This window comes from Sinorhizobium kostiense (assembly GCF_017874595.1).
GTDB classification, from domain to species: Bacteria; Pseudomonadota; Alphaproteobacteria; order Rhizobiales; family Rhizobiaceae; genus Sinorhizobium; species Sinorhizobium kostiense.
The window spans coordinates 143236-169854 of the sequence record NZ_JAGILA010000001.1; the positions used below are offsets into that span (position 1 = coordinate 143236).

Annotated in this window: 24 protein-coding genes; 5 read left to right on the forward strand and 19 right to left on the reverse strand. The window is 62.6% G+C overall.

Translation table 11 applies throughout. The annotated features are described in order from the left end of the window. Window positions 1–66 precede the first annotated feature (66 nt). The 8 genes from dctP to J2Z31_RS00665 all read right to left on the reverse strand — a co-directional run bounded on the left by dctP (window position 67) and on the right by J2Z31_RS00665 (window position 9079). Complete coding sequence (dctP, locus tag J2Z31_RS00630; RefSeq protein ID WP_209599945.1) at window positions 67–1182, reverse strand: TRAP transporter substrate-binding protein DctP; 1116 nt, start codon at window positions 1180–1182, stop codon at window positions 67–69. A gap of 225 nt (window positions 1183–1407) precedes the next feature. Beyond that, complete coding sequence (locus J2Z31_RS00635; protein ID WP_209599946.1) at window positions 1408–2436, reverse strand: trans-3-hydroxy-L-proline dehydratase; 1029 nt, start codon at window positions 2434–2436, stop codon at window positions 1408–1410. Window positions 2437–2458: 22 nt separating this feature from the next. Then, entirely contained in the window at window positions 2459–4150 is a 1692-nt protein-coding gene (lhpI, locus tag J2Z31_RS00640) for a cis-3-hydroxy-L-proline dehydratase (protein ID WP_209599947.1), read from the reverse strand. Then, window positions 4147–5148 (reverse strand): 4-hydroxyproline epimerase, encoded by a 1002-nt coding sequence (locus J2Z31_RS00645; protein WP_209599948.1) that lies wholly within the window; start codon window positions 5146–5148, stop codon window positions 4147–4149. The genes lhpI and J2Z31_RS00645 overlap by 4 nt, the downstream gene beginning before the upstream one ends. Window positions 5149–5162: 14 nt before the next feature. After that, window positions 5163–6407: an NAD(P)/FAD-dependent oxidoreductase gene (locus J2Z31_RS00650; protein ID WP_209599949.1), complete on the reverse strand. Its 1245-nt coding sequence runs from the start codon at window positions 6405–6407 to the stop codon at window positions 5163–5165. Window positions 6408–6517: 110 nt separating this feature from the next. Next, window positions 6518–7465: a dihydrodipicolinate synthase family protein gene (locus J2Z31_RS00655; protein WP_209599950.1), complete on the reverse strand. Its 948-nt coding sequence runs from the start codon at window positions 7463–7465 to the stop codon at window positions 6518–6520. A gap of 111 nt (window positions 7466–7576) precedes the next feature. Then, window positions 7577–8284, reverse strand: coding sequence for a GntR family transcriptional regulator (locus J2Z31_RS00660; protein ID WP_209599951.1), 708 nt, complete (start codon window positions 8282–8284; stop codon window positions 7577–7579). 63 nt (window positions 8285–8347) lie between these two features. Then, complete coding sequence (locus tag J2Z31_RS00665; RefSeq protein ID WP_209599952.1) at window positions 8348–9079, reverse strand: GntR family transcriptional regulator; 732 nt, start codon at window positions 9077–9079, stop codon at window positions 8348–8350. A 227-nt stretch (window positions 9080–9306) separates the two neighbouring features. Between J2Z31_RS00665 and J2Z31_RS00670 the strand changes: the two genes are divergently transcribed. Both J2Z31_RS00670 and J2Z31_RS00675 read left to right on the forward strand, forming a co-directional pair. After that, window positions 9307–10320, forward strand: a complete 1014-nt coding sequence (locus tag J2Z31_RS00670) for an SIS domain-containing protein (protein WP_209599953.1) — start codon at window positions 9307–9309, stop codon at window positions 10318–10320. A gap of 76 nt (window positions 10321–10396) precedes the next feature. Then, window positions 10397–11203, forward strand: a complete 807-nt coding sequence (locus J2Z31_RS00675; RefSeq protein WP_209599954.1) for a PfkB family carbohydrate kinase — start codon at window positions 10397–10399, stop codon at window positions 11201–11203. Between the two features lie 118 nt (window positions 11204–11321). On the opposite strand, the gene J2Z31_RS00680 is transcribed toward J2Z31_RS00675, so the two are convergent. From J2Z31_RS00680 to J2Z31_RS00710, 7 genes are all read right to left on the reverse strand, one after another. Then, a complete protein-coding gene (locus tag J2Z31_RS00680; RefSeq protein ID WP_209599955.1) occupies window positions 11322–12203 on the reverse strand; it encodes a DMT family transporter in 882 nt (293 codons plus the stop codon). After that, entirely contained in the window at window positions 12193–13164 is a 972-nt protein-coding gene (locus tag J2Z31_RS00685; protein WP_209599956.1) for an amino acid ABC transporter permease, read from the reverse strand. Before J2Z31_RS00685 ends, J2Z31_RS00680 begins: the two co-directional genes overlap by 11 nt. A 19-nt stretch (window positions 13165–13183) precedes the next feature. Further along, window positions 13184–14464, reverse strand: a complete 1281-nt coding sequence (locus tag J2Z31_RS00690; RefSeq protein WP_209599957.1) for an NAD(P)/FAD-dependent oxidoreductase — start codon at window positions 14462–14464, stop codon at window positions 13184–13186. Window positions 14465–14524: 60 nt separating this feature from the next. Beyond that, a complete protein-coding gene (locus J2Z31_RS00695; protein ID WP_209599958.1) occupies window positions 14525–15352 on the reverse strand; it encodes a transporter substrate-binding domain-containing protein in 828 nt (275 codons plus the stop codon). A gap of 265 nt (window positions 15353–15617) precedes the next feature. Continuing rightward, window positions 15618–16598 carry a BON domain-containing protein gene (locus tag J2Z31_RS00700; protein WP_234939216.1) on the reverse strand — a complete coding sequence of 327 codons (981 nt, stop codon included), beginning with the start codon at window positions 16596–16598 and terminating at the stop codon, window positions 15618–15620. A 220-nt stretch (window positions 16599–16818) separates the two neighbouring features. Further along, window positions 16819–17310 carry a DUF2269 family protein gene (locus J2Z31_RS00705; protein WP_209601028.1) on the reverse strand — a complete coding sequence of 164 codons (492 nt, stop codon included), beginning with the start codon at window positions 17308–17310 and terminating at the stop codon, window positions 16819–16821. Beyond that, complete coding sequence (locus tag J2Z31_RS00710; protein ID WP_209599959.1) at window positions 17310–18596, reverse strand: SDR family oxidoreductase; 1287 nt, start codon at window positions 18594–18596, stop codon at window positions 17310–17312. The genes J2Z31_RS00705 and J2Z31_RS00710 overlap by 1 nt, the downstream gene beginning before the upstream one ends. Window positions 18597–18873: 277 nt before the next feature. On the opposite strand from J2Z31_RS00710, the gene nuoH reads away from it, so the two are divergent. From nuoH to J2Z31_RS00725, 3 genes are read left to right on the forward strand one after another with little or no spacing between them, the layout of a single operon-like run. Next, window positions 18874–19860, forward strand: a complete 987-nt coding sequence (gene nuoH, locus J2Z31_RS00715) for an NADH-quinone oxidoreductase subunit NuoH (protein ID WP_209599960.1) — start codon at window positions 18874–18876, stop codon at window positions 19858–19860. A gap of 18 nt (window positions 19861–19878) precedes the next feature. Then, window positions 19879–20445, forward strand: coding sequence for an NADH-quinone oxidoreductase subunit I (locus J2Z31_RS00720; RefSeq protein ID WP_209599961.1), 567 nt, complete (start codon window positions 19879–19881; stop codon window positions 20443–20445). 47 nt (window positions 20446–20492) lie between these two features. Then, entirely contained in the window at window positions 20493–20933 is a 441-nt protein-coding gene (locus J2Z31_RS00725; RefSeq protein ID WP_209599962.1) for a CBS domain-containing protein, read from the forward strand. A gap of 94 nt (window positions 20934–21027) precedes the next feature. Here the strand turns inward: J2Z31_RS00725 and nuoG are convergent, their stop codons facing one another. The 4 genes from nuoG to nuoD are packed head-to-tail and all read right to left on the reverse strand — an operon-like array spanning window position 21028 to window position 26618. Continuing rightward, window positions 21028–23580, reverse strand: coding sequence for an NADH-quinone oxidoreductase subunit NuoG (nuoG, locus tag J2Z31_RS00730; RefSeq protein ID WP_209599963.1), 2553 nt, complete (start codon window positions 23578–23580; stop codon window positions 21028–21030). A gap of 22 nt (window positions 23581–23602) precedes the next feature. Then, the gene (gene nuoF / locus J2Z31_RS00735) at window positions 23603–24868 is read right to left on the reverse strand and encodes an NADH-quinone oxidoreductase subunit NuoF (protein WP_209599964.1); all 1266 of its coding nucleotides are present in this window, start codon (window positions 24866–24868) and stop codon (window positions 23603–23605) included. Between the two features lie 4 nt (window positions 24869–24872). Continuing rightward, complete coding sequence (gene nuoE, locus J2Z31_RS00740; protein WP_209599965.1) at window positions 24873–25385, reverse strand: NADH-quinone oxidoreductase subunit NuoE; 513 nt, start codon at window positions 25383–25385, stop codon at window positions 24873–24875. An 18-nt stretch (window positions 25386–25403) separates the two neighbouring features. Further along, entirely contained in the window at window positions 25404–26618 is a 1215-nt protein-coding gene (gene nuoD, locus J2Z31_RS00745; RefSeq protein WP_209599966.1) for an NADH dehydrogenase (quinone) subunit D, read from the reverse strand. Between the last annotated feature and the right edge of the window lies 1 nt (window position 26619).

The window sequence follows — 26619 nt, forward strand, 5'->3', positions numbered from 1 at the left end:
GCTTCAATTCTTCAGCATCGACCACGTCTTGCGTTTTGAGGTCGGCTGGACCTCAGATCATGCTGTCTAAAGATCGACCGATAGACCTTGATACATGTCGGGCGTGACGTAACCGAGGGTCGGGTTTTCCATCATCTCGAGCTGCAGCTTGAAGATGCGAGCCGCGTCCTTGTCCTTGTTTGCCCATTCGAACCAGATCGGCACGGCGATTTCCTGGAACCGCTCCACATCCTCCTGGCCGAGCCGATTGATCTCGATGCCTGCATCGGTGAATTTCTGCCAGGCTTCCATGTCGGCTTTCTGGATCGCGCCGAAATGGATGTTGGAATAAACTTGGATTTCGTCCTCGACGAATCGCTTCAGATTGTCGGGCAAGTTGTTCCAGACATTCATGTTGACGGCGAAATCCATGAGGTCGACCGGCTGGTGCAGCGCCATCAGGCCCGGCGGTCCCATCGAGATGTACTTCGTCACCTGCTGGAAGCCGAGCGCCCAATTGACGGCCGGACCGGTGTAGTCGGCCGCGTCGATGGTGCCCTTCTCCAGCGCCGAAAAGACCTCTCCGCCCGGAAGCAGGGTCGTCTTCGCTCCGGCTTTCGCGAAGGTTTCGGCGATCATGCCGCCCGGAACGCGCAGTTTAAGATCCCTGAAATCCTCGATCGAACGGATCGGCGTCTTCGAATGGATGATGTTGGCACCATGGTGGATGCGGTCGACGTAATAAAGGCCCTGCGCCGCGTAAACATCGCGCGCCACCTGCAAGCCGCCCTTCGAATAGAAGAAGATGTCCCACTCGTGCGGATAACGCAGCCCCATCGTGTAGGAACTCAGGAAGGCCGTCGCCGGCAGCCTGCCGGCCCAGTACAGGGAGAACGAGTTCATCGCCTCCAGGACGCCGTTCTTGACCCCGTCGAATAGTTCGAAATCACCGACGATGTCCTTGGCCTTGAACGCTTGAAATTCGAGCTGCCCGCCAGTCTTCTCCTTGATGCTGCCACACCAGTTCTGGAATGTTTCCAACCCGACGCCGGCCGGCCACGAGGTCTGTACCTTCCAGATGATGGTATCGGCCGCACCGGCCTTGCGCACCCATGGTGCCGCCAGAAGGGCGGCAGCCGAACCTGCGACAAGTCCGCTCGTTTTCAGAAAAACTCGCCGGGATGATGCATGTTCTTTGCTCATCTTGGTTCCTCCCTGCCTCGCCAGGCACAATTGCGTGCCTTTGCCGGTATTTAACCACATTTGGTAGTTCCGGACCAATTTTCGAGCTTCACATTTCCTTCAATTGTCCGCAGCCGGCGCGTTGCTCCTTCGGTACGCTTGTTCACCCCCTCGCGCTGCCGGGCATCTCGCTTTTCTCAAATAGCTGCACAATCGGCGTTCGCGGCAGCAGCCTCCTCGCTCGGCTCAGCGCGCGCCCCAAGTATCAGTCAGACGATAGCCTTCCGGCCAGGGATCGGAGGGATCGAGCAGGTGCTGGTGGATTCCGGTTATCCAGGCGCGACCAGAGATCTCCGGCAGGATCGCGGGGCGACCGCCGACCTTCGTGGCACCGAGAATGCGGCCGGTGAAGGTCGAACCGATCATCGAGACCGCCGTCAGCTGCTCGCCCGCCTCCATCTCCCCGCGCGCCTTGAGCACAGCCATCCGTGCCGATAGGGCCGTGCCCGTCGGCGAGCGGTCGACCTTGCCGGGTTGGATGGCAACGGCGGCCCCGGCGCGCAGCCCGTCTGCTGTCCGCTGCACGGGACCGGCGAAGAGGCAGAAGGAGAAATGCCGCCAATCTCCATTTTCGGGATGATGGAAGCCGAGTTGCGCATTGGCCGCATTGGTGATCCTGACGCCCAAGCGGGCAATATCGTGCGCCTCGTCCGGCGTGAGCCCGAAGCCCATCGCGGCGGCATCGACGATCACGAAACTGTCGCCGCCATAGGCGGTGTCGACGGTGAGCGTGCCTAGTCCGTCGACCTCGACTTTTGCGTCAAGCCGCTCCGCAAAGCTGGGCAGATTCTCAACAAAGATGCGCTCGGCCTTGCCATTGCGGCATTCTGCCCGCACGCGCACGAGACCGCCGGGTGCTTCGAGCGTGATCTCGGTCACCGGCTCCTTCATCGGCAGGATGCCGCTGTCGAGCAGCACGGTCGCGACGCAGATCGAGTTCGAGCCGGACATCGGCGGCGTATCTTCCGGCTCCATGATGATGAAGGCGGCGTCGGCCTCCGGGTGCTTTGGCGGCACCAGCAGATTGACATGGCGGAAAACCCCGCCGCGCGGCTCGTTCAGGACGAAGTTGCGCAAGCTCTGGTCGCGGGCGATCCAACGGCTCTGCTCCCAGATCGTCTCGCCCGGCGGGGCTGCTACGCCGCCAATGATCACGTCGCCGACCTCTCCTTCGGCATGGGCGGAGATCACATGAATGGCCTTCACGCTACGCATCGTTATGCTCCTTGACAGACCCTCAGGCGAGCCAATCCGGCAGCCGTGCGGCGGCGCGGCCGGTCAAGGCGGCCGAGACGCAATCGACCAGGCCGCCGAAGCGTACCGCGCGCCCGGAGAGGCCGGGACCGTAATGGGCGTATTTTCCCGAGTTCGTCATCACTGCGCGGGTCCCCGGCGGGAACACCGGTTCCGAGATCGAACACCAGCAGATATCCGGCAGAACCTGAACGCCGCTTTCTTCCAGCCGCTGAAGGATTCCCTCCGTTCTCGCCTCCGCTATGACCTGATGCCCGGTGGTGACGATCACCGCGACGTCCGCATCCCGCCTGCGACCGGCGAACGCCTCGGCCAGCGCGCGACATTCCGCCAGCGAGGCGTGAGGACTGCCGATGGCAACGAGGTTCACCTCCTCCGGACCATCGTTCAACTGCGACCAGGCGGCAACCATGTCGGCGCGGGTGATCTTCACATAGTCGGTATGTTCTGCCAGTGTGCCGTCCGCCTCGGGCGTGACGCCCTCGACATGCAGCATCGGCGCGGCCGACGTGGTCCCGAAGGCTGCGCAAAGCGCCTTGAGATCATCGCGCGACGGGCGGGCGGGCGCTAATCCTCGCAGCAGCGGGACTCGATCGGTAGCCGCGCGGCCGGCGAGATAGCCGGTCAGAGGCCAGAAGGCGTCGTCCACGTGATCCGGCAGTTCCACATCGATGACACGCCGGGCGTTACGATGCTCGTCGAGATAGACGCCGGTGAGCGGCGCCCGTCCGGTAAGCGCGATGCAAAGATCGAGGAAGTCGGGGTGCTTCGCCGTCCGCGCGCCGAGCACGCTATTGGCAAAGATAACGGCATTGGATTCCGCCCAGGCGATCGCCTCGCCCGGCCTCGGTGCGCCATCGAGCAAATAGGGAGAGCAAGTGAATGTCGGTTGGCAACCCATGCGGACATAGGCATCGGCGAGCCGCGCCGCCGGGGCGCCAAATGAGGCCGGCACGCCCTGCCGTCGCCAATGGGCGTAATCGACCGAAATGGCGTTCATTGTCGTCGGCACGCGCACGCGCGCGCCGAGTTCGGCGATTTTCTCGGCAAAGGAGAGGTTCGCGGGGCTGGCATAGATGCAACCGTCGATATGGGCCTGCACCACATCAACGAGACCACGCGCCCCCTGCTCGACCGCCATGGCGCAGATGATGCGCATCGCCTGCTGAACGGCGGCGCCTTCCTCTCCCTCGAGCATGGCGCGGTCGACCGCGGTTAGGTCGAGCGCAGCCCTCGCCTGCGGTATCAAGGGGATGCTGAGCCCGTCAGCTTCAACCGCGCCGTCGCCAATCCGAGCCGTCTTCGCGCCCGCCAAGGCCGCAAAAGCTTGCGGGCTCAAACGCAGCACCGGCAGCCGCTTGCCAAACATCTCGGACGCGACCAGCGCACCGAGCGTCAGCACGTCCTCGGGCTCCGAAAAGACGAGGGCGGCCGGCGCGCATCCCGAGAGCGCGAGGTTCAGCAGCACGCCCGATCCCGAGCACGAGCCCCTGCTCGAAGGCAGCATGAGGATGGAGCCGGCAAGCGAAACCCCATGCAGCGGATGGTGAACGTCGATCACCTGGCCGGTGGCCGAATCGACCCCGCCCCAAAAGCTCAGCGCTTCCCACGTGGCAACGACAGGCCCCTCGGCCGAGCCCCCGAGAACGCTTAGCCCCGGTCCCAGGCCGCTCATTTTACGACGAAGCCGTGGGCGAAGGGGTCGCGGTCGTCGATGAAGATGGTGTTGTAGCCGGTCATCCGCGCCCAGCCGGCGATGGAGGGAATGATAGCGTCGCGATCCGCGACCTTCGCTGCTGCCTCTACCCGCCCCTTGAACAGGGAACCGATGATCGACTCGTGCACGAATTCAGCACCAACCTTGAGCTTGCCCTTGGCGCAGAGTTGCGCCATCCGAGCCGAGGTGCCGGTGCCGCAAGGCGAGCGGTCGATCGCCTTCTCGCCGTAGAACACGGCGTTGCGCGCATCAGCGCCCTCCCGCGACGGCTTGCCCGTCCACTGAATATGGCTGAGGCCACGGATTTCGGGATGCAGCGGGTGCACGAACTCGTATTTGGCGTTCAGAGCGGCGCGCAGTTTCGGGCTCCAGCCGACGAGTTCGCCCGCCGTATGGTCGGCCATGTCGCGGAAGTTCTTCTGAGGCTCGACGATAGCGTAGAAATTGCCGCCATAGGCGACGTCAACGACGATCTCGCCAAGGCCCTCGACCTCGGCCGTCAGACCTTCCGCATAAAGGAAGCTTGGGACATTGGTGAGCCGCACCTCCTCGACGAAGCGGCCCTCCTGGCGATAGGTGATATCGACCTTTCCCGCCGGTGCGTCGATCGACAATTTCCCGGGCTCGCGCGGCGTAATGAGGCCGTTCTCGATGGCCATGGTGATGGTGCCGATGGTGCCGTGCCCGCACATCGGCAGGCAGCCGGAGGTCTCGATGAAAAGCACGGCCACGTCGCAGTCCGGCCGGGTCGGCGGATAGAGGATCGAGCCCGACATCATGTCGTGGCCACGTGGCTCGAACATCAACCCCGTGCGGATCCAATCGAATTCCTTAAGGAAATGCGCACGCTTTTCCAGCATGTTCGCGCCTTCGAGCCGCGGCCCTCCGCCGGAGACGAGGCGAACGGGGTTTCCGCAGGTATGCCCGTCGATACAGGAAAAGGTATGGGTGGCCATGATCGAAACCTCTATCAGAATCTTTGCGGTGAAAAGGATGCGATGTCGATAGCAAGCGCGCTGCCGGTGAGAAGATCGCCAACGAGCCGCGCGGTGCCGGCCGATTGCGTAAGGCCCAGATGGCCATGACCGAAAGCATAGATCACCCGCGGCGTGGCACGGGCACGGCCGATCGCCGGCAGGCTGTCGGGCAGCGAGGGACGGAAGCCCATCCATTGCACGCCGCCCTCGGGTTTCAGCCCGGGCAGGAATGATTGTGCCTTCCGGAGCATCGCCTCCGAGCGGCGGAAGTTCGGCGGCAGATCTAAACCTCCGAGCTCCACGGCCCCGCCCACGCGAATTCCGGTCGAGAGCCGCGTGACGACAAAGCCATGGCCACCGAACGTGATCTGAGTGCGCAGATTGAAAGCATCGGAGGGTAGTGTCGTGTTGTAGCCGCGCTCGGTTTCAAGCGGGATGCGCTCGCCGATGGTCCGCGCTATCCGGTGCGAGAAGGCGCCTGCGGCAAGCACAACCTGCCCCGCCCGCTGCATCCTGCCGTCTGCGGAATAGACCGCAACCCCAGGCTCGATCGGCTTAAGCGCAGTTACCTCCGCCCGCTCGATCGTCCCGCCCTTGGCGCGAAAGTGATCCGCCAGTGCCAGCGTATAGAGCTTCGGGTCGGCAATGGAATACCAGCCGGGCGTGAAGGTGCCATGAGTGAAGCGCGGCGCAAGCCCCGGCTGGATTTCGGCAATGCCGGCAGCTTCGAGGTGACGGAATTCGATCCCGTGCTCCTCCCGCGCGCGCCAGCCGGCAAGCGAGGTCTTGAATTCCGCCTCACCCTCATAAACCTGAAGGTTTCCGTCCTTGCGCATCATGGGCTTCGTGCCGGTGCGCTCCAGAAAGGGCTCCAGCTCGGCCTTCGAAAGATCCATCAAGGCCGTCTGCGCGGCGACGGAATGCGCGACGCGGCTCGGCGCGCAGGCGCGCCAGAAGCGGAACATCCACGGCGCTATCTTTAGGGCATAGGCGGGCGCCACCGTCAGCGGCCCGAGCGGGTCGATGAGCCATTTCGGCGCCTTCCGGAGGATGCCGGGCGATGCGAGCGGCAGGATGTCGGTGAAGGCAAAAGCCCCGGCATTGCCAGCAGAGGCCCCGGCGGCAGGCCCCTCGCGATCGAGCACCACGACTGACAGGCCGCGGGCCTGCGCAGCGATTGCGGCGGAGAGCCCTATGACCCCTGCGCCGATAACGATGACGTCGGGTTCGGCCGTCATCGCTCGTCCACCGGATGCCGGCGAGACCGACGGCATCTCGCTGTCGCCGACAGGATCGATTGCTTCAACGCAGGTCCTCCCGCTCCACGACCGGATCAGGGCTTATAACTCTAAACGGCGCCGGGAAGCCTGCTCCATTCGGCATACCAGGCGTTGAAGAGCTTGAATTGGGCCTCGACATAGCCGCGTTGGCTTTCGGTGAGTGTGTCGGTTTCGTTGAAATGCAGCCTGTATTCCTCGTCCCCCTTCAGCACCATCATGTGCTTGAAATAGAGAACAAGGTCTGGGCCTTCATCGAAAGACGAGAGCACAGCGAGCGCCTGCTCCAGTTCCTGGGCACGCTGCCGCGCTTCCACATCGCCGCGGGCGGCGGCCCGGCACAGATTACAAAGGTGAATGACCTCCTTCGGCAGCACGTTGCCGATGCCGGTAATGGCTCCGGTCGCCCCGCAGTTCACGAAGCCGTGGAAGACGGCGGTATCGACGCCGATCATCAGCGAAACGTCGTCGTCACGGCTAGTGATGTGCTCAGCGGCATAGCGCAGGTCGGCAGGACCGCCGAATTCCTTGAACCCCACCAGGTTCGGATGCTCCGCGCGCAGTGCGAAGAACAGGTCGGCGCGCGTGGCGAAGCCGTAATAGGGGCTGTTGTAGATTACTGCCGGAAGCTCCGGGGCGGCCGAGAGAATCGCCTTGAAATGCGCCCTCTGGGCAACGAGCGAGGGACCGCGCGAGAGCACCCGCGGAATGACCATCAGCCCTTGAGCACCGACCTTCTGCGCGTGCGCGGCGTGTGCGACGGCCGAGGCGCTGTTGATTGCCCCCGTGCCGACGATCACCGGCACGCCCGCCTTCACCAGACGCTCCACGCCTTCCATGCGCTGAGCGTCGGTCAGAAGCGGCCAATCGCCCATGGAGCCGCAATAGACGACGGCCGACATTCCCTCGGCGATCAACTCCTTCCCCTTGCGGACAAGTGCATCGAAATCCGGGCTGCGGTCCTCCTTGCACGGGGTCATCAGCGCGGGGATTACACCTGAGAAAATCGTAGCCTTCATCTCCAACTCCTCATTGGCCCGCGGTCTCGCAGTGACACCATGCGGCGACCGGGCCGGTCTATGCGTCGAGAACAAATACCACTTGTATTTTATTTGTCGACAAAAATCGCCTTAAAGCGCGAGATCCAGCCGACCGGTGCGGGCAAAAAGCTTCTGGATCTGCGCGACGATCTGCTCCGCATGGGCACGGGCCAATCGGTCGGCAGCCTCCGCGTCCCGGGCCGCAATCACGGCGATCATCTCCTCATGCTCGTCGACAAAGCGCTGCGGGAGGCGATCGTCGTAGGACTGGTAGTAAAGCCGCAGGATGCGCCGCCCCTCATCGAGAAGCCTATTGAAGAGACCGGTGAAATAGGGGTTGCGGCCGGCCTCGGCGATCGCCGAGTGGAAAGCAGCATTGGTGGCGATCATCGCCAGCGCGTCCTGTGCCCTGACTGCGGCGGCGAACTCGGCCTGGCGCGCCCGGATCACCTCCAGGTCCTCCGGGCGGTGGTGCTGGGCGGCGAGCCGCGTCGTAACGCGATACATCAGCACCAGTGCATCGAAGAACGTGTGCAGGTTCAGGAAATTAATGTTCGCGACCATGGTCGAGCGGTTGGGCAGTGTATCGATCAGCCCCTCCCCCGCGAGCCGCACGAGCGCCTCGCGGATCGGCGTGCGCGACATCTTGAAACGCTCGGCGAGTTGTACCTCGTCGATCGGGCTGCCGGGCGGCAGTACGAGGTCGAGGATTTCGTCGCGCAGCAGATCGTAAACCACCTTCACGCCGGAACCGCGCTTGCGTTCTGGCATCGAATTGCTGGTGTCGCTGTCGCTCATCCGTAATCTCCTTGTCGACAGGAGAAATACTTCCCGCTGTCGCTCGGATCAACGGGCGGCGGACTACTTGCGCACCAGGCTGAAGGAGAAATGGCTGCCGCGGTGATAGTCGAGGGCGTAGACTACCGGCTGGCCTGCCGCATTGAAGCAGGTCTCGCGGATGAGCAGTGCAGGGCCGAAGTCGCTGAGATCATTGCGCTGAACCACGTCATCCGGCAGCATTACGGCGGACACGGTCGCGGCGGACATTCGGGGCCGATTCTTGAATTCTTCAAGCAGATCCAGCAGCGAGCCGCCCCAGTCGATGTCATAAAGGCGCGCAGGAATGACGCTGCGGGGCATGTAGTCGACACAATAGAGGATCGGCTCGTCCTTGTTCAGCCGTAGTCGCTCCAGCCGGACAATGCGTTCTCCCGGCTTAAGTTTCAGTTGCTCGGCCACAATCGTGTCCGGTGCGTCCTCTGCAATCGACAAGACCTTGTTGACGGTCGAATAGCCGTAGTGTCGGGCCATATCCGTCACGCTCTCGAACACTGTAAGCGGCCTATCCACGTGAACCGCCGACATGGCAGATACGAACCGGCCCCGGCCGTGCTCCACATAGATGACGCCATCCTGCTCGAGCAGCTTCAGCGCTTCGCGCAAGGCGGGGCGGGAAATCCTGAAACGCTGCGTCAGTTGCGCCTCAGTCGGCAGCTTGTCGCCCGGATTGAGCCCCTCGCCACGAATCAGGTCGGCGATGCGGTCGCGAAGCTGGATGACCAGAGTGCGCGTGTCGCGAAGGGGCTCGTCCAATTTTCCATCACTCCATAAACCAAGCGTTCGGGCTTCTTGTCTGACAAATACCGCCAGGTCAAGTGGGCGGCAGCCCGTGGCACAATAGCTCCTGACTTGCCGGCTTGTAAGCATTATCTCATGCGGATTCGGAAAGATCGCCGGCTTGACAGGAGGGGCCGCATTGTTGTCAGTTGTCTTACAACATTGCCAAGGCGGCGGTTGCGGCTCAACTATGGAAGTGAAACATGCTGAATTTTGACGAACAGAGATTCCTCCGCATTCAATCGGGTGCCGTTGCGCTGCGCCATCGGTTGGATGACGTCATCGCGGCTTGCCTCGCCGATGGCGCAGAAAACATCTTCTTTCTTGGCACTGGCGGCGCAGCGATCCTCATGCAGCCGGCAGCCCAACTGCTTCAACGGCTATCGGGCTTTCCCACCTTTATCGACATGCCGGCGGAAATCGTCATCACCGGCTCGGCGAACCTGACGAAGAAATCGATCGTCGTCATCCCCTCGCTCTCCGGCACCACCAAGGAGAGCGTCGCACTTCTTGCGAAGGTGAAGGAGATCGGCGCCACCGTTCTGACGCTGGTCGGACACGAAGAAACCCCGCTCGGGAAAGGCGGCGACCACGTTTTCATCAACTTCGCCGAGGACGACACCTCTTGCGAATCCTTCTATCTCCAGTCGCTTTTCATTGCGCTATCGATCATGCGCCACCGAAGCGAAATCGCCAACTACGAGCAGATCATCGGCGAGCTCGAGGGCTTGCCCCAGCTCCTTCTCGCCGTCAAGCACAGCTATGAGCAGAAGGCGGAAGCATTCGCGAGGATTCTCGCCGGTTCGCACTATCACATCATCACCGGCGCGGGTAACGTCTGGCCCGAGGCTTTTTACTACGGCATGTGCATCTTGGAAGAAATGCAATGGATTCGCACCCGTCCCGTCCATGCCTCCGATTTCTTCCACGGCACGCTGGAGCTGATCGAAAAAGACGTCAGCATCATCCTCTTCAAAGGCGAGGATCAGCTGCGCCCGCTTGCGGACCGCGTGCAGAATTTCGCCTCGTCCTATACGGACAAACTTGCGGTGCTGGACACGGCCGATTTTCCGCTGCCCGGAATTTCGCCTGAGGTGCGCGGCCTCGTATCGCCGATCGTCCTTGCAACCGTTTTGGAACGCATCAGCGCCCATTTGGAAGTGATCCGCAATCATCCATTGGCAACGCGCCGCTATTACAAGCGCGTCGCCTATTAGCGCCTCGTTCGAATTTCCGACAAGTCGCGGATGTAGAGGCATCCGCGACTTTGCCACATAAGTTGACGGGAACGTGATGACATTCTTTCGGATCGCCACCGTGGGCGACAATTGCATCGACCGCTTCCGCCCGCCGCTGGCTCGGTCCTATGTCGGCGGTAACGCGGTTAACGTCGCCGTGCAGCTCGCGCTCATGGGACACCAATCTTTCTATTTCGGGGCAGTTGGCCGCGACGGTGACGGCACCAAAGTCCGCCAGTCCCTTGAGCAATACCGGGTTGACGTGCGTTACCTCAACGAGCGCCCGATCAACACAGCCTACACGGAAATCGACGTAACCGCGGAGGGAGAGAGGGTCTTTGTCCATGAGGACTTCGGAGCCTGCGCCGGCTACCGAGCGGAAGCCGGCGACCTCAAGGTCCTGAAGACGATGGATCACGTGCACATCGGATGGCTCGATGACGGCGGCGCATTGCGCCAGGCCCTCGTTGCTGCCGGCGTCAGCGTCTCTCAGGATGTCTCGGTCAATGCCGAGGCAGGCAGCCTTGGCGTCGACGGTCTGTCGATCGCCTTCGGCTCCGCCGGTGAGGACGAGTTCGCGGCCGATCGGCTGATCATCGATCTTCTGTCGCGTGGGGCGGAGCTCGCCGTCGTCACACGGGGGGTCCGCGGATCCTGCGCCAGCAATGGCCTCGAGCACGCGTCAGCCGGCATTCGCTCGGTGGATGTGGTCGATACCACCGGGGCCGGTGACAGCTTCATCGCCGGATTCATCATCGCACATCTCGAAGCCCGGCCATTGCGGGAACGCCTGGAAGCCGGACGCGATTGCGCAGCGCGCACTTGCACGCATGTGGGCGGCTTCCCGCAGGATCCATTCTGAGGCCGCACGGGCATCAAAAAGTCCACGCTTGATAGTGGCCGTACCACTTGTGCACACCGCTGATGGCGATCTCGGCGGATGCCAAGCCGATCGGTCTGGGCATATTCTCTCGGGCCTTTCATTTCAGAACGAGCCAGCCGGAAATCACGATCACTGCGGCGCCCGCCAATGTGTGTAACTCGACCGGGGCGGCAAAGAACAGTGCCCCATAGAGGCAGCCCCAGATGATTTGGCTATATTGGAAGGGTGCGACTACCGAAGCGTCTCCCATGCGGAACGCCCGCACGAGCAACAGGTGCCCGGCAAGGAGGAATAAGCCTGCCGCAGAGGCGAAGAAAATCTCCGTGGACCCAACGGGCGCCAGATCGCCGCTGGCGACTGCGACGCTTAGCGCGACGACGGCAAGCACGATCAGCAACGAGAATACAAGCGCATGGTCCGATTCCGTCGCCTTGGCTTTCCGCAACAATAGGAGCGAAAGCGCGAAGACCAGCGCCGAGGCGGCTGCTGCGGCATGGCCGAGATTGAGAGGCGCGATGCCTGGCCGAAGCGCTATCGCCACGCCGACAAAGCCGAGGACGACCCCGCCCCAGGCGAGCGGCGAAAGGCGCTCACGGAGCAGAACGAAGGCCAGAACCGCTACCAGGATCGGGGTCAGAAATGCGAGCAGGTAGGCCTCCGACAGAGGCAGCAGTGAAAAAGCGTAGTAGATGAGCAAGGTATCGATAGCGATCAGCAAAGCCCTGAGCACCGCAAGTCCGGGATAGCGCGGCAGCAGCGACCCGCCAGCACCGGTGAGGCCAGCATGGGCGCAGAGCAACATCAACGCGGCAAGCGTCACCAGGAAGGTGACTTGCGGAACGGCCAACCGCTCGGTCAGGAGCTTGACCAGCGCGTCGGCGCCCGAGAAGACGGCGAATGCCGCCAGACCGAGTCCGGCGGCGCGGAGATTGCGACGCACGCCGGCCACGTCGGGGACAACATGTGCATCAACGGACATTGAAGCGTCCGAACCGTTCTTCGACGCGCGACTGCAGGTATTCCAGCCCGATCGAGAGGATCCAGTAGATCATCGAGGCGGTGATCAGCATCTCGATATGGCGGAACTCCGTCTGCCCCTGAGTGCGTGCGAGATACATCAGCTCCCAGACACCTACGACCGACACGAGAGAGGAGTCCTTCAGCATGGCGATGAACTGGTTGCCGGTCGGCGGGATGATCACGCGCATCGCCTGCGGCAGGATCACCAGGCCCATCGTCTGGCTCGGACTAAGCCCGAGCGCGATCGCCCCTTCAGTCTGGCCGCGCGGGATGCTCTCGATGCCCGCCCGGAAGATTTCCGTCATATAGGCGCCGTAGCAAAGCGAAAGCGCCAGGATTCCCGCCGGCACCGCGCTGATGACATAGCCTACCTGCGGCAGCCCAAGATAGATGATGTAGATCTGCATCAGCAGCGGCAGACCGCGGAACAGCGAGGTGTAAAAGGTCGCAAGCCCGTAGATAACGCCGTTCTTGGAAAGCTTGGCAATGGCGCCGGCAAGCGCGATGAGAGTGGCGATGGCGATCGAGATCACCGAGATGTAGAGGGTCGTGACCACCCCTTGGGATATCAGGAAGCCGATCTTCTTGCCTATGAAGGCGAAGGACAGGTCGAAAGAATAGAAGAACAGCATCAGGAGCGCGAAGAGTTCGGCCCAGACGCCGGCAACCTGAAGACGGCGCGGCAGCTGTCGCAGCGCCTTCCAGTTCAAGGCGGCGATCAGTGCGATCATGCTTGCGCTCAGCAGTTGCCCCGCCGCAGGATTTGCGGCCAGCCATTCCGATGACGTCGGCAGCACATGTCCGATCCAGGCCGGGCTGATCCCCAACCCGTAGATTGCGATCGTGACGAGCGCGAGCATTAGTAACGCTCCGGAGCGTCGCGCCGTCTCCGGATAAGCCAATATCAGTCGACCGATCATTTCTATTCTCTCCGGCGGATCAGGCCGCGCGCTCGCGCCACCAGTCCTGTGCCTGTAGTTTCCAGTAGGTGAGTTGTGCCACCGCCAGCCCGGCGAAGCCGCCGGCCCAGACCAGACCAAAGGGCTTGAACAGCTTGTAGCGATCGGATTGGCCAAGTATGCCCTCGGCCACCAGCTTGCCGCCGATCGCGGTCGTGTTCAGCCCATGCCCGCCAAAGGCCGTGCAATGCCACACCCCGGGCTGCATCTCTCCGACTTGCGGCATCAGGTGGCGGGCATAGGACATGAGCCCGGACCAGGCGAGTTCGGTCTTGAGTTCCCTGAGTTGCGGATAGGTGCCGATCATCTCGCGCCTGAGTTCCGCCGCGAGCGCCGCTGGCGACGCCGCGCGCGTCGTGATGCGCCCGCCCCAGAGCAGCCGCTTGCCGCCTTCGACCAGCCGGTAGTAGTCGCCGGCCCGGCGATTGTCGCCCACCGCGTCGCTGGTGGCGATCGCAGTGCCGATGAGGTCCGGCGCCTCTTCGCTGAGCATGACATAGGTGGCAATCGGCAGAAACGAACGCTTCAGCCGGCCGTTCAGCGAACCGGTGTACCCCCCGGTGGTGAAGACGACCGTGCGCGCCCTGACGCGCCCCTTTGCCGTGGAAACAATCTTTTCTGCGCCGCTGAGCTCGCACCCGGCCGCGGCCGACCTCTCGTAGATCCGGCCGCCCAGACGCTCGATCTCGGATGCGAGGCCTCGAAGGTAGTTCAACGGATGCATGTGAAAGGCATCGGGGTCGCGCAGCCCCTGGAAATAGCGGTTTGACTTAAGGACCGACCGCACCTGATGTGAATCGAGATATTCGAGCTGGTAGCCGTAAGCGTGCTCCATCGCCCTTGAATGCGCCTTGAGGCTTTCACCATCGTCATAGCGCAGGACGCTGATCAGTCCGTGCTGCGGCTTCGCACCCTCGATCTTCAGGGTCTCGATCGTTTCGCGAACAAAATTGACACCTTCGATCGACAGCCGGTGCATCTGCCGGGCCGCCTCTCTTCCCGCGATGCGCGCGATCTTGTCGTCTCCAGTGGCAAAGCCGGGGCTGACGAAGCCGCCATTGCGGCCCGAGGCACCGAAGCCCACGCTCTCTGCTTCGAGTACCGCGACCGCTTGGCCGGCGCGCGCCAACTGCAGCGCAGTTGTCAGACCAGCAAGTCCGCCGCCGATGATTACGGTGTCACATTCGACCGTCTCGGACAGAACTGGTCTGACCTTCCGTTCGGCCATGGTTTGTGTGTAGTAGGTGTCGGGATAGGACATTTTCCTCACGCGCAGACGAAGGGGTGGGGTAACGGGCGGCGGCTGCCGCCCGTGTGTCTGTCAATCCGCGCTGTAGTCCTTGCCGTACCACTTCGTGGTCAGCGCCGACAGCGTTCCGTCCTTCTTCATCTCGTCGATGATGCCGCCGACCTTCTTCGTCCAGTCAGGATCCGCCTTTTCAGCGATTACGACCAGCGGCTCCCTGAAAGCATATTCGCCCTCGAGTATGCGCAGTGGATAGCCGTTCTTGATCGCGTTCAGCGCCGTCTGTTCCGGCGCGATCACTGCGTCAAGCCGCACACCGTCGCCAAGGCGCAGGTCGTCGAACGGCAGCATGGAGTCGGCGAATGTACGGACTTCGCCCGGCTCCAGCTTGTATTCGATGGGAGGCAGCCCGGGCGCATCGATTTCCAACTGTCGGCGAATGAAATCCTCCGACGTAGTGGCAGTTTCAACGCCGATGATCTTACCGTTCAAGTCATCGAGGGACTTCGCCTTGCTGTCCTTGTGGAGCACATACACATAGGGGCTGTAATAATAGATGCCGGCGAAATCGATGACCTGCGCTCGGGCTTTCGTCGGCGTGACGGAGCCAACTCCGAGATCATAACGCCCCTGCCAGCGACCGCCCGTTAGCGTCGCCCAGTCCGGTGTCTCGAAACTGACTTCGACACCAAGCCGCTTGGCGATTTCTTTGGATACATCGATGTCAAAGCCCACCATTTCATTGTTGTCGTCAAGATAGCTCTGTGGTGGCCAGCCGCTATTCGTCGCAATGACCATCGCCTTCTTGCCCAGAACCCGGTCGAGCGTCTCACCGGCCTGGGCGGCGGTCACGAATGCCAGGGCGGCGACGCCGATGGCAAGCTGTGCAAGCAGTTTCTTCACGCAGTCCTCCTCCGGTCAGCGATCAATCTCAATCTATGTAAGATGTCTGACAACATAGTTTAGAGAAGATGGAAGCCTCGAAGTCAAGGGCAGAGCAGCCGCCGGCCATGAAACCATTTTATGAGGCGATGCAAATCTGTGATGGGCGCTGTCTTAAACAGCTGCGGCCGCAGCCGCGCTTCAGCCGGTTCGCCCAGTCGAAATCAAGGAAGCGCACCTGCTCACTCAAGGTGCGCTTCCTGGAGGTGCCGGCGGATTCGACGGCTCAGGTTTCGCGTTTCGCGTCCGAGCCGAAGGCGCTCGTTCCCGAACCTTGGGTGCCGGACGTGCCGCTCGATCCCGAACTCTGGGTTCCGGCCGTCCCACTCGCTGCCGAGCTCGAGCCGGTCCAGCTACTCCTGGTTGCCGTGCCCGCGCCGGACCCTTCACTCACTCGCAAATTGTTCTGGACGTTCTTCACTCCGGAGACCGCTTCGGCGCAGTCTTCCGCGCGACGCTTCTGATCGCGACTTTCCACGGTGCCGCTCAGCGTTACCTCGCAGCTGTTGACACGGACCTCGATCTCGGAAGCATCAACGGAAGCGTCATCACTCAGGCGGTCGCAGACGTCCTCGCGAATGCGCTCGTCGGACCGCCTGTAACCCTTCGGCCCGCGACCACGGTGTTGCCCGGCACGCTCACCGTACCACTGGCCGTAGCCGCCGCTCGACATTTGTTCGCCATATCCGCCGCCCCCTTGGGCGCCTTGCCTGTAAGCTTCGCGAGACATGCCCTGGCCTCCGCCGGAACGCTGCCCTTCGAACTCGCGGCCCTGCCGGCCGTAGCTGCCGCGGCCCGGACCACCCCAGCGGCCCTCACGCTGGGACCACCCGCCATAACCGTAATCGCTGCCGTATCCACTTGGGCCACGGCCATAGTCCTGATCTTCAAAGCCGCCGTATTCGCCCCCGTAACTGGGACCGAAGCGGTCTTCACTAGCGCCCCAGCGAGACCCCGACCTGCGGCCGTAGCCGCCTTGTCCACTCATTCGCCCGCCGTATTCCCAGCGAGAACGTCCACCGCCGTAGCGTTCGTTACCATAACCTTGACCGCCCAACGGATAGTCGTCGTCGATGCTTTCCCACCCGCCGCGCTGGTAGCGCCCCTCGTCGCCCTCGAAGTTCCGGCCATAGGACCGGTTTCGGCTTTCATCGTAGTCGCGGCGGTATCTCCGTTGCCCTTCGCGTCGGTATCTGTCGTCCGTCATTCTCGCATCCTCCATTGGCTTCGGAGACAGACATTCATGCCTGCCTCGTCTGCCATCTAAAACCAGCATAACCGACCGCTGTTCCCGACTTTTCTTGAGCTGCCGGAACGACAACCTTCGAAAAGGCAAGAAGACAACGGCGTCCGTACCGCCTCCTTCATGATGTTGCCTCGCAACTCCTGTTTTTGAATCAGCGTCTCGGCGGGGCTTCGGCGGATGTTCACAGGAGGGCGCCGCCTGCCCCCCCGATAGATGGCCGCGTGATCATCAGCCAAAAGATCGCCAGGACCGCACCGAAAGCCGGAAAGCCGAAAGCGAACCACAGGTGAAAGAGCCGGTGGTAGGCCTTAGGCAGCGGCTGTTGGCTCTTGCTCGCCGCCTCGGCAAGCTTGTGCATCCGCATCTGCATCCAGACGACCGGAAGCCAGAACGCCCCCGTGACGGCGTAGAGAAGTAGCGAAACCACGATCCATCCTTCGCTCAGCGAATAGCCGACATGCCAGGCGAGAGCGACGCCGGTGATCGGCTGCAGCACCACCGCAGTCGCCGTAAACAGGAAATCCGCGACGACGACGATCCGGGCGACCGCTGCAATCACGTCCGCGCGACCGGTCCGATGCGCCAGAAGCATGAAGAAGGCGATGCCGGCGCCAGTGCCGAGCAGGACGGAAGCGCCGATGATGTGGAGAAACTTGAGGCTGAAATAGAGCATCATCGATCCTTCAGGATCGCCAGCGCGACGAGGTGCAGCACCAGAATGGGCCAGATTTTCATGAGCGGCCCGAGAGGCTCTCTCCAGAGTTCGGGAAGGAGGATCGTTCCAGCCACCGCGTAGAACAGGGAAAGGCCTGCGGCGCCATAAAGTCCGATGCGACTCGTCCGACGAAAGGCGATCGCCACGCCGATGACCATGTCCGCCAGCGCACCGGCAACGACACTTGGGCCGGAGAGGGCTCCCGCGCCCGTGCGCTGCATCAGATCGATGCCGAGCTCATAGCCGATCGTCAGCGAAATGATCCCGGTCAAGACCCAGAACAGCGACAGAACGATGAAGATGACGGGCTTCAGGAGATAGAGCTTCGCAAACCATCTTTCCTGGACGGAAACCGGCGTCCTGGCGAGGGCTTCGCCGAGCGCAGCTGGTTTGATGCCAGTCTCAACGATCCAGGGCCGATTGTCGCCGACGGCACCGCGAACGATTTCCTTTTGTGCCGTGCTGCGCGTCGGCGGGCGCCATCCCAACGCACCCGCAAAATCGCTAAGCCGGTAGACGGCTCCAGCGAGCGCCGCAGGCATGTTCACGGCGCGGGCCGCCGGCCAGCCAAACCAATGTCGATAGGAGTTTACAACCTCCTCAAAGGACAGCGCGTCCGGGCCCGCGACCTCGATCACGAGCCGCGATGCAGAGGCCGGGTCGAGGAAGACCTCGACAGTGCGCACGACGTCCTCGAGACGCACGACCTGCAGTCGTCCGGTACCGGGCATGAGCGGGAGCCATGGGAGCGCCGCAAGTCCGCGGAAAAGCGCACTGGCCCCGAAGGCGCCAGGGCCGAGGACGACCGAGGGACGCAGAATTATCCAGTCGAGGTCGCTGGCCATCAGTGCCTTGTCGCCCTCTAGCTTGGTGCGGGAAAATGCCGAGGGCTGCTCTTTTTCGACGCCCATTGCCGAGAAATGAATGACCCGGCGAACGCCTGCCCGTTCGCAGGCCTTGAACAGGGCAGAAGGGCCGTGGAAGTGGACTGCGGAGGTATCTTCGCCCGGTCCGTCCTGAAGCGTGCCCGCACAGTTTACGACGGCATCCACGCCCGAGAGATGCGGCAGCCAATCGTCAGGGGCAGCCTGCGCAAGATCGAGTTCGGCAATCTTGCCGCTCGCTATCACCGCCGGCGCCGAGCCCGGCCGGACCACGCGCACCACCTCGTCGCCGCGTTCAATCAGCTTTGCGCAGATGGCGGAGCCGATCAGGCCGGAAGCGCCGATTACAAGAACCCTCATTTTCGATCCTCACGCGCATGGGATGGGCCTGCGACTTTCGAAACTTTCGCCCGGCCGGTCAGTCTGAAACTAAAGCGGAACGGGAGATGTTCCGCGTCGCTATCGCATGCTGCGTCGGCTTCGACGGGCTCATAACGCGCCACTGCTGCGCGACCGGCATTGCCAGCGGCGGCACGCCGCTGTACCGTTGTCCGAGCCTGACACGCTCACGTAGTTGGTCGACAGCCGGAGCCAAGATCAGGTCGCGCGTTCACCGTACCCACAAGTGGCACGGAACATGGAACTCATTGTCGCCCTCGGACTGATCGTTCTCAAGGTCGCACTCCTTATTGCGATCCTGCTGCTACTGCCTTTGCCGCTGACCTGGCTGGAGCGAAAGATCGCCGGACACATGCAGCAGCGGATGGGGCCGATGCGCGTTGGCTGGCACGGGCTCCTCCAGCCGGTGGCGGACGGCATAAAGCTGCTCACGAAGGAAGATCACATTCCAGCAGAGGCGGATCGCTTCCTCTTCAAGCTGGCGCCGATCCTGGCCCTCGCCCCCCCTTTCGTGGTGTTCGTCGCCATCCCGTTCGGCGAGTCCGTTTCGGTTCTCGGCAACGAGATCACGCTCTACGTCTCCAACATGAACGTGGCGCTCCTCTTCATTTTCGCGGTGATCGGGATCGAGGTCTATGGCGTCATTTTCGGCGGCTGGGCCGCCAACAGTAAATATGCGGTGCTCGGTAGCCTCAGGACCTGCGCGCAGATGATCAGCTACGAGATCCCCATGGGCTTTGCGGTCATCGGCGTCGTGATGCTGGCGCAGTCCATGAGCCTGATCGACATCGTGCGGGCGCAGGCCGATGTCTGGAACGTCGTGTACCAGCCGGTCGGCTTCTTCGTGTTCTTCGTCGCGGGGCTGGCCGAGGCGCAACGCATTCCCTTCGACCTCGCGGAAGCGGAGGGCGATCTCGGAGCGGGATTCCACACCGAATATAGCGGTATCCGCTTCGCCTTCTTCATGGTCAGCGAATACGTCATCATGGTGCTGGTGTCGGTGCTGGTGGTGATCCTGTTCTTCGGCGGCTGGAACGGCATACTCCTCCCCTTGCCGCCGCTCCTTTGGTTCGCGCTCAAGGTCGCCTTCTTCGTCTATGTGTTCATGTGGTTCCGCTTCACTTTCCCGCGCTACCGCTATGACCAACTGATGGCGATCGGCTGGAAAGTCTTGCTTCCTTTGTCACTGGCGAACATAATCATAACAGGCATTGTGTTATCTTGAGGCCGCAGCGAGGCGACGATGTCGCGCGCACTTGAAAGAGCTGGAACATGGGTCGGCTGGGCGTTCTTCGCCGATCTCGGGAGCGCCTTGGCCCTGACCTTCGGCTACATGTTTTCCAGACCCGTGACCATGCAATATCCGGATAAGGAAAAGTGGGTGCCCTATTCGCGTTATCGCGGGCATCACTTCCTGAAGCGCGATGAAGCGGGCGAGATCAAATGCGTCGCCTGCGAACTCTGCGCGAGGATCTGTCCCTGCGATTGCATCGAAGTCGTCCCCTATGAGGACGAGAACGGCAAGCGTCACCCGTCAAAATTCGAGATCGACACCGCCCGATGCCTGTTCTGCGGGCTCTGCGAGGACGCCTGTCCGGCAGACGCGATCGCACTTGGCCAGCAGTACGAATTCTCGAGTTTTTCCTCTCGCGATCTGGTGATCGGGCGCGACGATTTGCTCGCCAAACCGGGCAAGGCGGCAACCGGAGGCAGCGTCGTCGCCGCGCAGTTGAATACGGAAAAGATTGTTCTGGTAGAGACGAAGGAGCCACGGGGATACAACTGGTGGCGGAATATCCGGCGAACGTGAACGCCCCAGCTGTCAAACCGAGCCCTACGACAGGAGAGGAGCCTCAGATGTTTGTCGGCGAAATCGTGAAGAACAAGGGTGTCGGAGTCATTGCGGTCACGCCTGATCAGACGATGGTGGAGATCCTCAGGATGTTTCGCGCGAATAATATCGGCTTCGTGGTCGTGGGCAGCTCGGACGGAAAATATCTGGGTACGCTGTCGGAGCGGGACTGCTGCAACGCTGTGTCCGAATATGGGGCCGAGGCCGTGATGATGCGGGCTGTCGACATCATGAACCGCGGTTTTGCGACCTGCTCGACGAAGGACCTGCTGCAAGTTGCGATGGGGATCATGACGGAGAGACGCACACGACATGTTCTGGTGATGGATGGCGAGGACGTGGTCGGGGTGGTCAGTGTCGGCGACGTCGTCAAACACAGGCTCGAAGAGGCCCAGCGCACTGAGCAGGACCTGCACGACTACATTTGCGGGACCCACTATCACTGACAAGACACGCGGGCGGATAACTGGTTCGCCACTGGGGGGGCAAGCCGACACTACAGCGCTGCGGGTGGTCAGACGTGCAAAGGCCGCTGTATTCTTAAATCGAGATCGATTGAAGGAGAGATGCAGTGGCTGGTTGAACCTCCACCGGACATGGATATTCACCCCGCCGCATCAGGCTGTTGAGCCGCAGCGCTCTGTAGTTCTCGGGGACGAAGACGAGGCCGCGCGGAAAGCGCCTGTTGGCCCTGAGCTTCGCGGTGAGTTCCCCCCGCGCGGATCGCACGACCACCTGATCGCCATCTGAAAGGCCGAGTTCCACCGCGTCCTGTTCACTCATCTCGACATAGGGGTCGTCGGCAACCGAATTCAATACCTCGGATCGTTCTGACACATACCCATTGTGAAACAGGCAGTTGCCGGTGACCAGCACGAACGGGTCGCCTGCAACATGATCCGACGGCGGCGCGAAGAACGGGGCAGCCGGTGGCATCGCGCCTCCCCTGGTGAACGCGCCGTCGGCGCCGAGCGCGCCCTGCGCCAACCCTTCGTAAGCTGGAACCAGCCGGGTAATCTCTTCGAAGATATCGTCTGCACCGGAGGGCTGCAGGGCCCGATTCTGAAGCGTCGCGACGAGATCGAAGACCTCCAGGTTGCTCCGTACCTCGAAGCCGGGCTCGCGGAATTTCCGCACCTCTTGCACCCGGCCTTCGTTGTTGGTGAAGGTGCCCGGTTCCTCGCCGTAACCCGTCGCGGGCAGCACCACGTCGGCAAACCCTGCCGTTTCCGTGAGGAAAGCGTCCTGGACGATCACGAGACCGGCGGCGCCGAGCGACCGCTCAATGAAATCCCGGTCGGGATAGGACATGACGGGGTCGGTTCCGACGATATAGAGCGCGCCCATCCGCCCATCAGCACAGAGGTCCAGCATGTCAGCGAAATCGGCGCCCGGCTCCGCCGGTATCTCGGCGCCCCAGGCACGTTCGAGCGCTGCGCGTGCCCGATCATCGGTCACTGGGACAAGCCCGGGCAGCGCCGTTGCGAGAGCGCCCATGTCCCAGGCGCCCATCTGATTGGCGCGGTCGAACAGAAGCTGCATCACAGGCTCCTTGCCGAGAAGGCGGAGAACCTGCAGGAGGTTGCTAAGCTGCTCGAGGATCGCGCGCGCTTCGGGTGATCTCAGGCAGTCGACGCTGAGGAGCACGGTGACACTCCGCCCTTCCATGAGCGCGGAAGCAAGGCGCTGCGCGCTGTCGCCGGCCTCGGCCGCCGGCCTGCCGGATGTCAACACCGCCAGCGCATCACCCGGCAAGGCATCAGAGGCCGCCACCGCGAGACTGGCTACCATCGTGGCCAGGCTCTGAGGCTCAGCCCCGGGCGGCACGCGGACCGCCACCAAGGCATCGGCGTCCAACCGGGACGGCCTTGCCGAGAGCATCAGCAAACCAGCGTGCCGTCGCCGCGCGGCGTCGCGAAGCAGGTACTCGGTGACCGGATTTTCCTCGGTCACGTTACCGCCGATGACGAGCACACGGTCGCTGCCGATCACGTGCTGGAGCGGTGCACGGCTGTAGAAGGCCTCGACAAGCGGCGCCAGGATGTTGACCGGCGTCGACCAACGCGACGAGCAGTCGATATTGTTCGTGCGGAACACCGTCCGCATCAGCTTCTGAAACTGGTAAATCACCTCGTTCGGGAGGCGCGGCGATATCAGCCCGCCCGCTGCCTTGGCCTTCACCTCCGTCAAGCGCCGGCGCAGATAGTCGCCCGCCTCCTCCCAGGATACCGGCGTCAGCTCACCCTCCCGACGGATCATCGGCCGCTTGATCCGGCCCCTACCCTCGATGAAGTCGAGACCGAAGCGGCCGCGCACGCAGAGCGTTTCGCGGTTGACTCCGTGTTCCCAGTCCGAGCGCACCCGCATGAACTCGCCCTTTCGGGCTCCGACCGTCAATTGGCAGCCAGTACCGCAATGGGGGCAGATCGTGTCCGTCTCATCGAGATCCCAGGGCCGCGCCTTGTAACGATAGGGAAAGCTCATCAGCGCCCCGACGGGGCAGACCTCGATGCAGTTGCCGCACTGGTCGCAGCTTGCAAGGCTGCCTTCGAAACCGGTGACGGCGGTATCCATCCCCTTCTCGACAGTTCCCAAGGCGACCGCGCCGACGACCTCCTCGCACATCCGCACGCAACGCTGACACTGGATGCACCGGTTGACATTCATGATGACGACCGGACTCAGGCGGATGTCCTTCGAATGGAACACCCGTTTGGCGTCGCGGAAACTGCTTTCACGCGGACCGTAGGCCATCACCATGTCCTGCAGCTCGCACTCGCCCCCCTTGTCGCAGATCGGGCAATCGAGCGGATGATTGGCAAGCAGCATGTCGAGCATGGACGAGCGCGTCTCCTCGATCAGCGGCGTATTCGTGCGCACCACCATGCCGTCCATGATTGCCGTGGCGCAGGCCGGCTGCAGCCGCCGCTGCCCCTCGATCTCGACGAGGCACATGCGGCAGGAGGCGAGCGGCGGCAAGCGTTTCCAATAGCAGAAAGTCGGAATTTCGATGCCCAAACGCTCGGCGGCGGCGAGCACGGTGGAACCGGGTTCGACTTCAAGCTTATGTCCGTCGATCGTGATGCTGGCCATGGTTCCTCACTACTGCGTCCGTTCAGTGAAACGGGCACCTCCGCTGCTCGATATGGGCGACGAATTCATCGCGGAAATGCTTGAGCGCCGCCCGCAACCCCATCGCTGCGCCATCGCCCAGGGCGCAAAAGGTGTTGCCGAAGATGCCCTTGCAAAGCATCTCCAATTGCTCCAGATCATCGGCTGCGCCGTCGCCGGCCTCGATCCGGCGCAGCACCTTCACCGCCCAGTTCAACCCTTCCCGGCAGGGCGTGCACTTGCCACAGGACTCGTGGTGGAAGAATTCGACGATCCGGGTGGCGACCTTGACCATGCAGGCCGTGTCGTCGACCACGATGACGCCGGCCGAACCGAGCATGGAGCCGGCGGCGGCAAGCGAGTCGAAATCCATCCCCACCTCCAGCCCGGTCTCCGGGATGACCGGCGCCGACACCCCGCCCGGGATCACCGCCTTTATCCTTCGCCCGGGCAGCGGTCCGCCGGCATGCTCCTCGACCAGTTCCCTAAGAGGTATGCCCATCGGCAGTTCATAAAGACCGGGTTTGCGCACCTGGCCGCTGACGCAATAGAGCTTCGGGCCGGGGCTCTTGTCCGGGCCGATGCCCCGAAACCAGTCGGCCCCCCGCATCACGATATGCGGCACGCAGGCGAGCGTTTCGACATTGTTGATCACCGTTGGGCTGGCATAGAGCCCGGCCACGGCCGGGAAAGGCGGCTTCAACCGCGGCTGCGCCCGCCTGCCCTCGAGCGACTCGAGCATCGCCGTTTCCTCGCCGCAGATATAGGCGCCGGCGCCGCAGTGGATATGGACCGCAAAATTGAACTCCGAGCCGAGGACGTGTCTGCCCAGATAGCCCTTGTCGGTGGCCTCGGCGATCGCCTGCTCCAGGCGACGGATCGCCGTCACATATTCGCCGCGGACGTAGACATAGGCGGTCTCGGCCCCGATCGCGTAGGCGCTGACCGCCAGCCCCTCGATGAGCTGGTGCGGGTCGCGCTCCATGATGATCCGGTCCTTGAAGGTGCCGGGCTCGCCCTCATCGGCATTGCAGCAGAGATATTTCAGCTTGTCGGCGCGCTTCGGGACGAAACCCCATTTCATGCCCGTCGGGAACCCGGCCCCACCGCGGCCACGCAGGTTGGACTGTTTGACGAGGTCGACGACCTCGTCCGGCGTAAAGTCCCGAAGCGCCTTTACGAGCGCCTGATAGCCGCCGCCGGCCTCATAGCTCGACAGCAAGTGACCGTCCAGCAAATCGACATTCCTGAGCAAGACCGGCTCGAACATCACGCTACTCTCCCGGTGCCGGATGTGACGCGTGCTCAGCGCTTGCTGCCTTCCCGAGCGAAGCCCGAAGGCTTTCAAGCAGTTCCTCCAGCCGCGCCACGTCGAGATTGCCGTGATAATCGTCGCCGACCTGCATCACCGGAGCCATTTCGCAGGCGCCAAGGCACTCGACGGTCGAAAGTGTGAACAGCCCGTCCGAAGTGGTCTCGTCCTTCTTGATTCCAAGCACCCCTTCCAGATGCCTCAGCAGGTCCTCGGCCCCGCACAACATGCAGGAGACATTATCGCAAAGTTGAAGATGGAACCTGCCCACCGGCTCCGTGTGGAAGAGCGTGTAGAACGTCGCTAGCTCATAGACCCAGATCCGCTCTACCCCGAGAATGTCGGCGACCTCTTCCAGCACCGGGCCGGGCAGATGGCCGTGCTCCTTCTGCGCGATCAGGAGCGCGGGCATGATCGCCGAGCGCCGGTTTGGATACCGGGCCGCCGCCGCCTCGATCATTTCGCGCATCGTCATCGCGTCCAATCCTCCCCGCTACTTGTCCACCTCGGCCATCACCGGGTCGAGACTGCCGAGGACGGCGATCATGTCGGCTAGATAGCGCGCATTGCTCACCCCGAACAACGCCTGGAGATTGACGAAGGAGGGGGCACGCACCTTCATGCGAAACGGCTTCGGCGATCCGTCGCTGATGATGTAGAAGCCCAGTTCCCCCTTCGGCGCCTCGATCGCCGAGTAAACCTCGCCCGCTGGCACGTCGAAGCCATAGGCCGACAGGTCGAAATGCTGGATCAAAGCCTCCATCGAGCAATGTACGCGCTCCTTGTCCACCGGGAAGGCGATCGTCGGCATGTCGATCTGGAAGGGTCCTTCGGGGATTTCATCAATGCATTGTTCGATGATGCGGATGCTCTCGCGCATCTCGTCGACCCGGCACTGCCAGCGCGCAAAGCAATCGCCCTCGTCCCGGGTGATGACCCTGAAATCCACTCGGTCGTAGATCTCGTAGGGTTCGTCGCGCCGGATGTCCCAGTCAACGCCGGAGGCGCGCAGGTTGGGGCCGCTCAGGCCCCAATCGATGGCGTCCTTGCCGGAGATCACGCCAACCCCCCGCGTACGGCTGAGAAACACCCGATTGTTGTCGATCAGGCGTTCATAGTCGCGGATGCGGTTCGGGAAGATGTCGCAGAATTCCCTGATCTTCGGCAGGAAACCCTCGGGCAGGTCCTCGCGCACCCCGCCGACCCGGCAGTAGGAGGTGTGCATGCGCGCGCCGGTGATCATTTCCAAGAGGTCCATGATCATTTCGCGCTCGCGCATCGCGTAAAGCAGCGCAGTCATGGCGCCCAGATCCATCGGCAGCGCGCCGGTGATCAGGAGATGGCCGGAGATCCGCGCGAGCTCCGCCATCATCACGCGAATGTATTGCGCCCGGATCGGCGCTTCTATGCCGAGGAGCTTCTCCACCGCGATCGCGAAGGCCAGGTTGTTCGAGGGCGGGCAGAGATAGTCGAGGCGGTCCGTCAGCGGGAAGATTTGGGTGTAGGTGAAGCTCTCCGCAAGCTTCTCGGTGCCGCGGTGGAGATAGCCGATATGTGGGTCCACGCGCTCGACATACTCGCCGTCGAGTTCGAGCACGAGCCGAAGAACCCCATGGGTGCTGGGGTGCTGCGGGCCGAGATTGAGAAGCACTTCCTTGGAGTTGAGCGCTTCGCCTTCCTGCCTCGTGAGTTCGGTGACCTCGGTCATC

Bases quoted from the DNA above. Each gene is read 5' to 3' on its own strand.
- dctP (WP_209599945.1), bottom strand. From the start codon at position 1,182: ATGAGCAAAGAACATGCATCATCCCGGCGAGTTTTTCTGAAAACGAGC.
- J2Z31_RS00635 (WP_209599946.1), bottom strand. From the start codon at position 2,436: ATGCGTAGCGTGAAGGCCATTCATGTGATCTCCGCCCATGCCGAAGGA.
- lhpI (WP_209599947.1), bottom strand. From the start codon at position 4,150: ATGAGCGGCCTGGGACCGGGGCTAAGCGTTCTCGGGGGCTCGGCCGAG.
- J2Z31_RS00645 (WP_209599948.1), bottom strand. From the start codon at position 5,148: ATGGCCACCCATACCTTTTCCTGTATCGACGGGCATACCTGCGGAAAC.
- J2Z31_RS00650 (WP_209599949.1), bottom strand. From the start codon at position 6,407: ATGACGGCCGAACCCGACGTCATCGTTATCGGCGCAGGGGTCATAGGG.
- J2Z31_RS00655 (WP_209599950.1), bottom strand. From the start codon at position 7,465: ATGAAGGCTACGATTTTCTCAGGTGTAATCCCCGCGCTGATGACCCCG.
- J2Z31_RS00660 (WP_209599951.1), bottom strand. From the start codon at position 8,284: ATGAGCGACAGCGACACCAGCAATTCGATGCCAGAACGCAAGCGCGGT.
- J2Z31_RS00670 (WP_209599953.1), top strand. From the start codon at position 9,307: ATGCTGAATTTTGACGAACAGAGATTCCTCCGCATTCAATCGGGTGCC.
- J2Z31_RS00675 (WP_209599954.1), top strand. From the start codon at position 10,397: ATGACATTCTTTCGGATCGCCACCGTGGGCGACAATTGCATCGACCGC.
- J2Z31_RS00680 (WP_209599955.1), bottom strand. From the start codon at position 12,203: ATGTCCGTTGATGCACATGTTGTCCCCGACGTGGCCGGCGTGCGTCGC.
- J2Z31_RS00685 (WP_209599956.1), bottom strand. From the start codon at position 13,164: ATGATCGGTCGACTGATATTGGCTTATCCGGAGACGGCGCGACGCTCC.
- J2Z31_RS00690 (WP_209599957.1), bottom strand. From the start codon at position 14,464: ATGTCCTATCCCGACACCTACTACACACAAACCATGGCCGAACGGAAG.
- J2Z31_RS00700 (WP_234939216.1), bottom strand. From the start codon at position 16,598: ATGACGGACGACAGATACCGACGCGAAGGGCAACGGAGATACCGCCGC.
- J2Z31_RS00705 (WP_209601028.1), bottom strand. From the start codon at position 17,310: ATGCTCTATTTCAGCCTCAAGTTTCTCCACATCATCGGCGCTTCCGTC.
- J2Z31_RS00710 (WP_209599959.1), bottom strand. From the start codon at position 18,596: ATGAGGGTTCTTGTAATCGGCGCTTCCGGCCTGATCGGCTCCGCCATC.
- nuoH (WP_209599960.1), top strand. From the start codon at position 18,874: ATGGAACTCATTGTCGCCCTCGGACTGATCGTTCTCAAGGTCGCACTC.
- J2Z31_RS00720 (WP_209599961.1), top strand. From the start codon at position 19,879: ATGTCGCGCGCACTTGAAAGAGCTGGAACATGGGTCGGCTGGGCGTTC.
- J2Z31_RS00725 (WP_209599962.1), top strand. From the start codon at position 20,493: ATGTTTGTCGGCGAAATCGTGAAGAACAAGGGTGTCGGAGTCATTGCG.
- nuoG (WP_209599963.1), bottom strand. From the start codon at position 23,580: ATGGCCAGCATCACGATCGACGGACATAAGCTTGAAGTCGAACCCGGT.
- nuoF (WP_209599964.1), bottom strand. From the start codon at position 24,868: ATGTTCGAGCCGGTCTTGCTCAGGAATGTCGATTTGCTGGACGGTCAC.
- nuoE (WP_209599965.1), bottom strand. From the start codon at position 25,385: ATGACGATGCGCGAAATGATCGAGGCGGCGGCGGCCCGGTATCCAAAC.
- nuoD (WP_209599966.1), bottom strand. From the start codon at position 26,618: ATGACCGAGGTCACCGAACTCACGAGGCAGGAAGGCGAAGCGCTCAAC.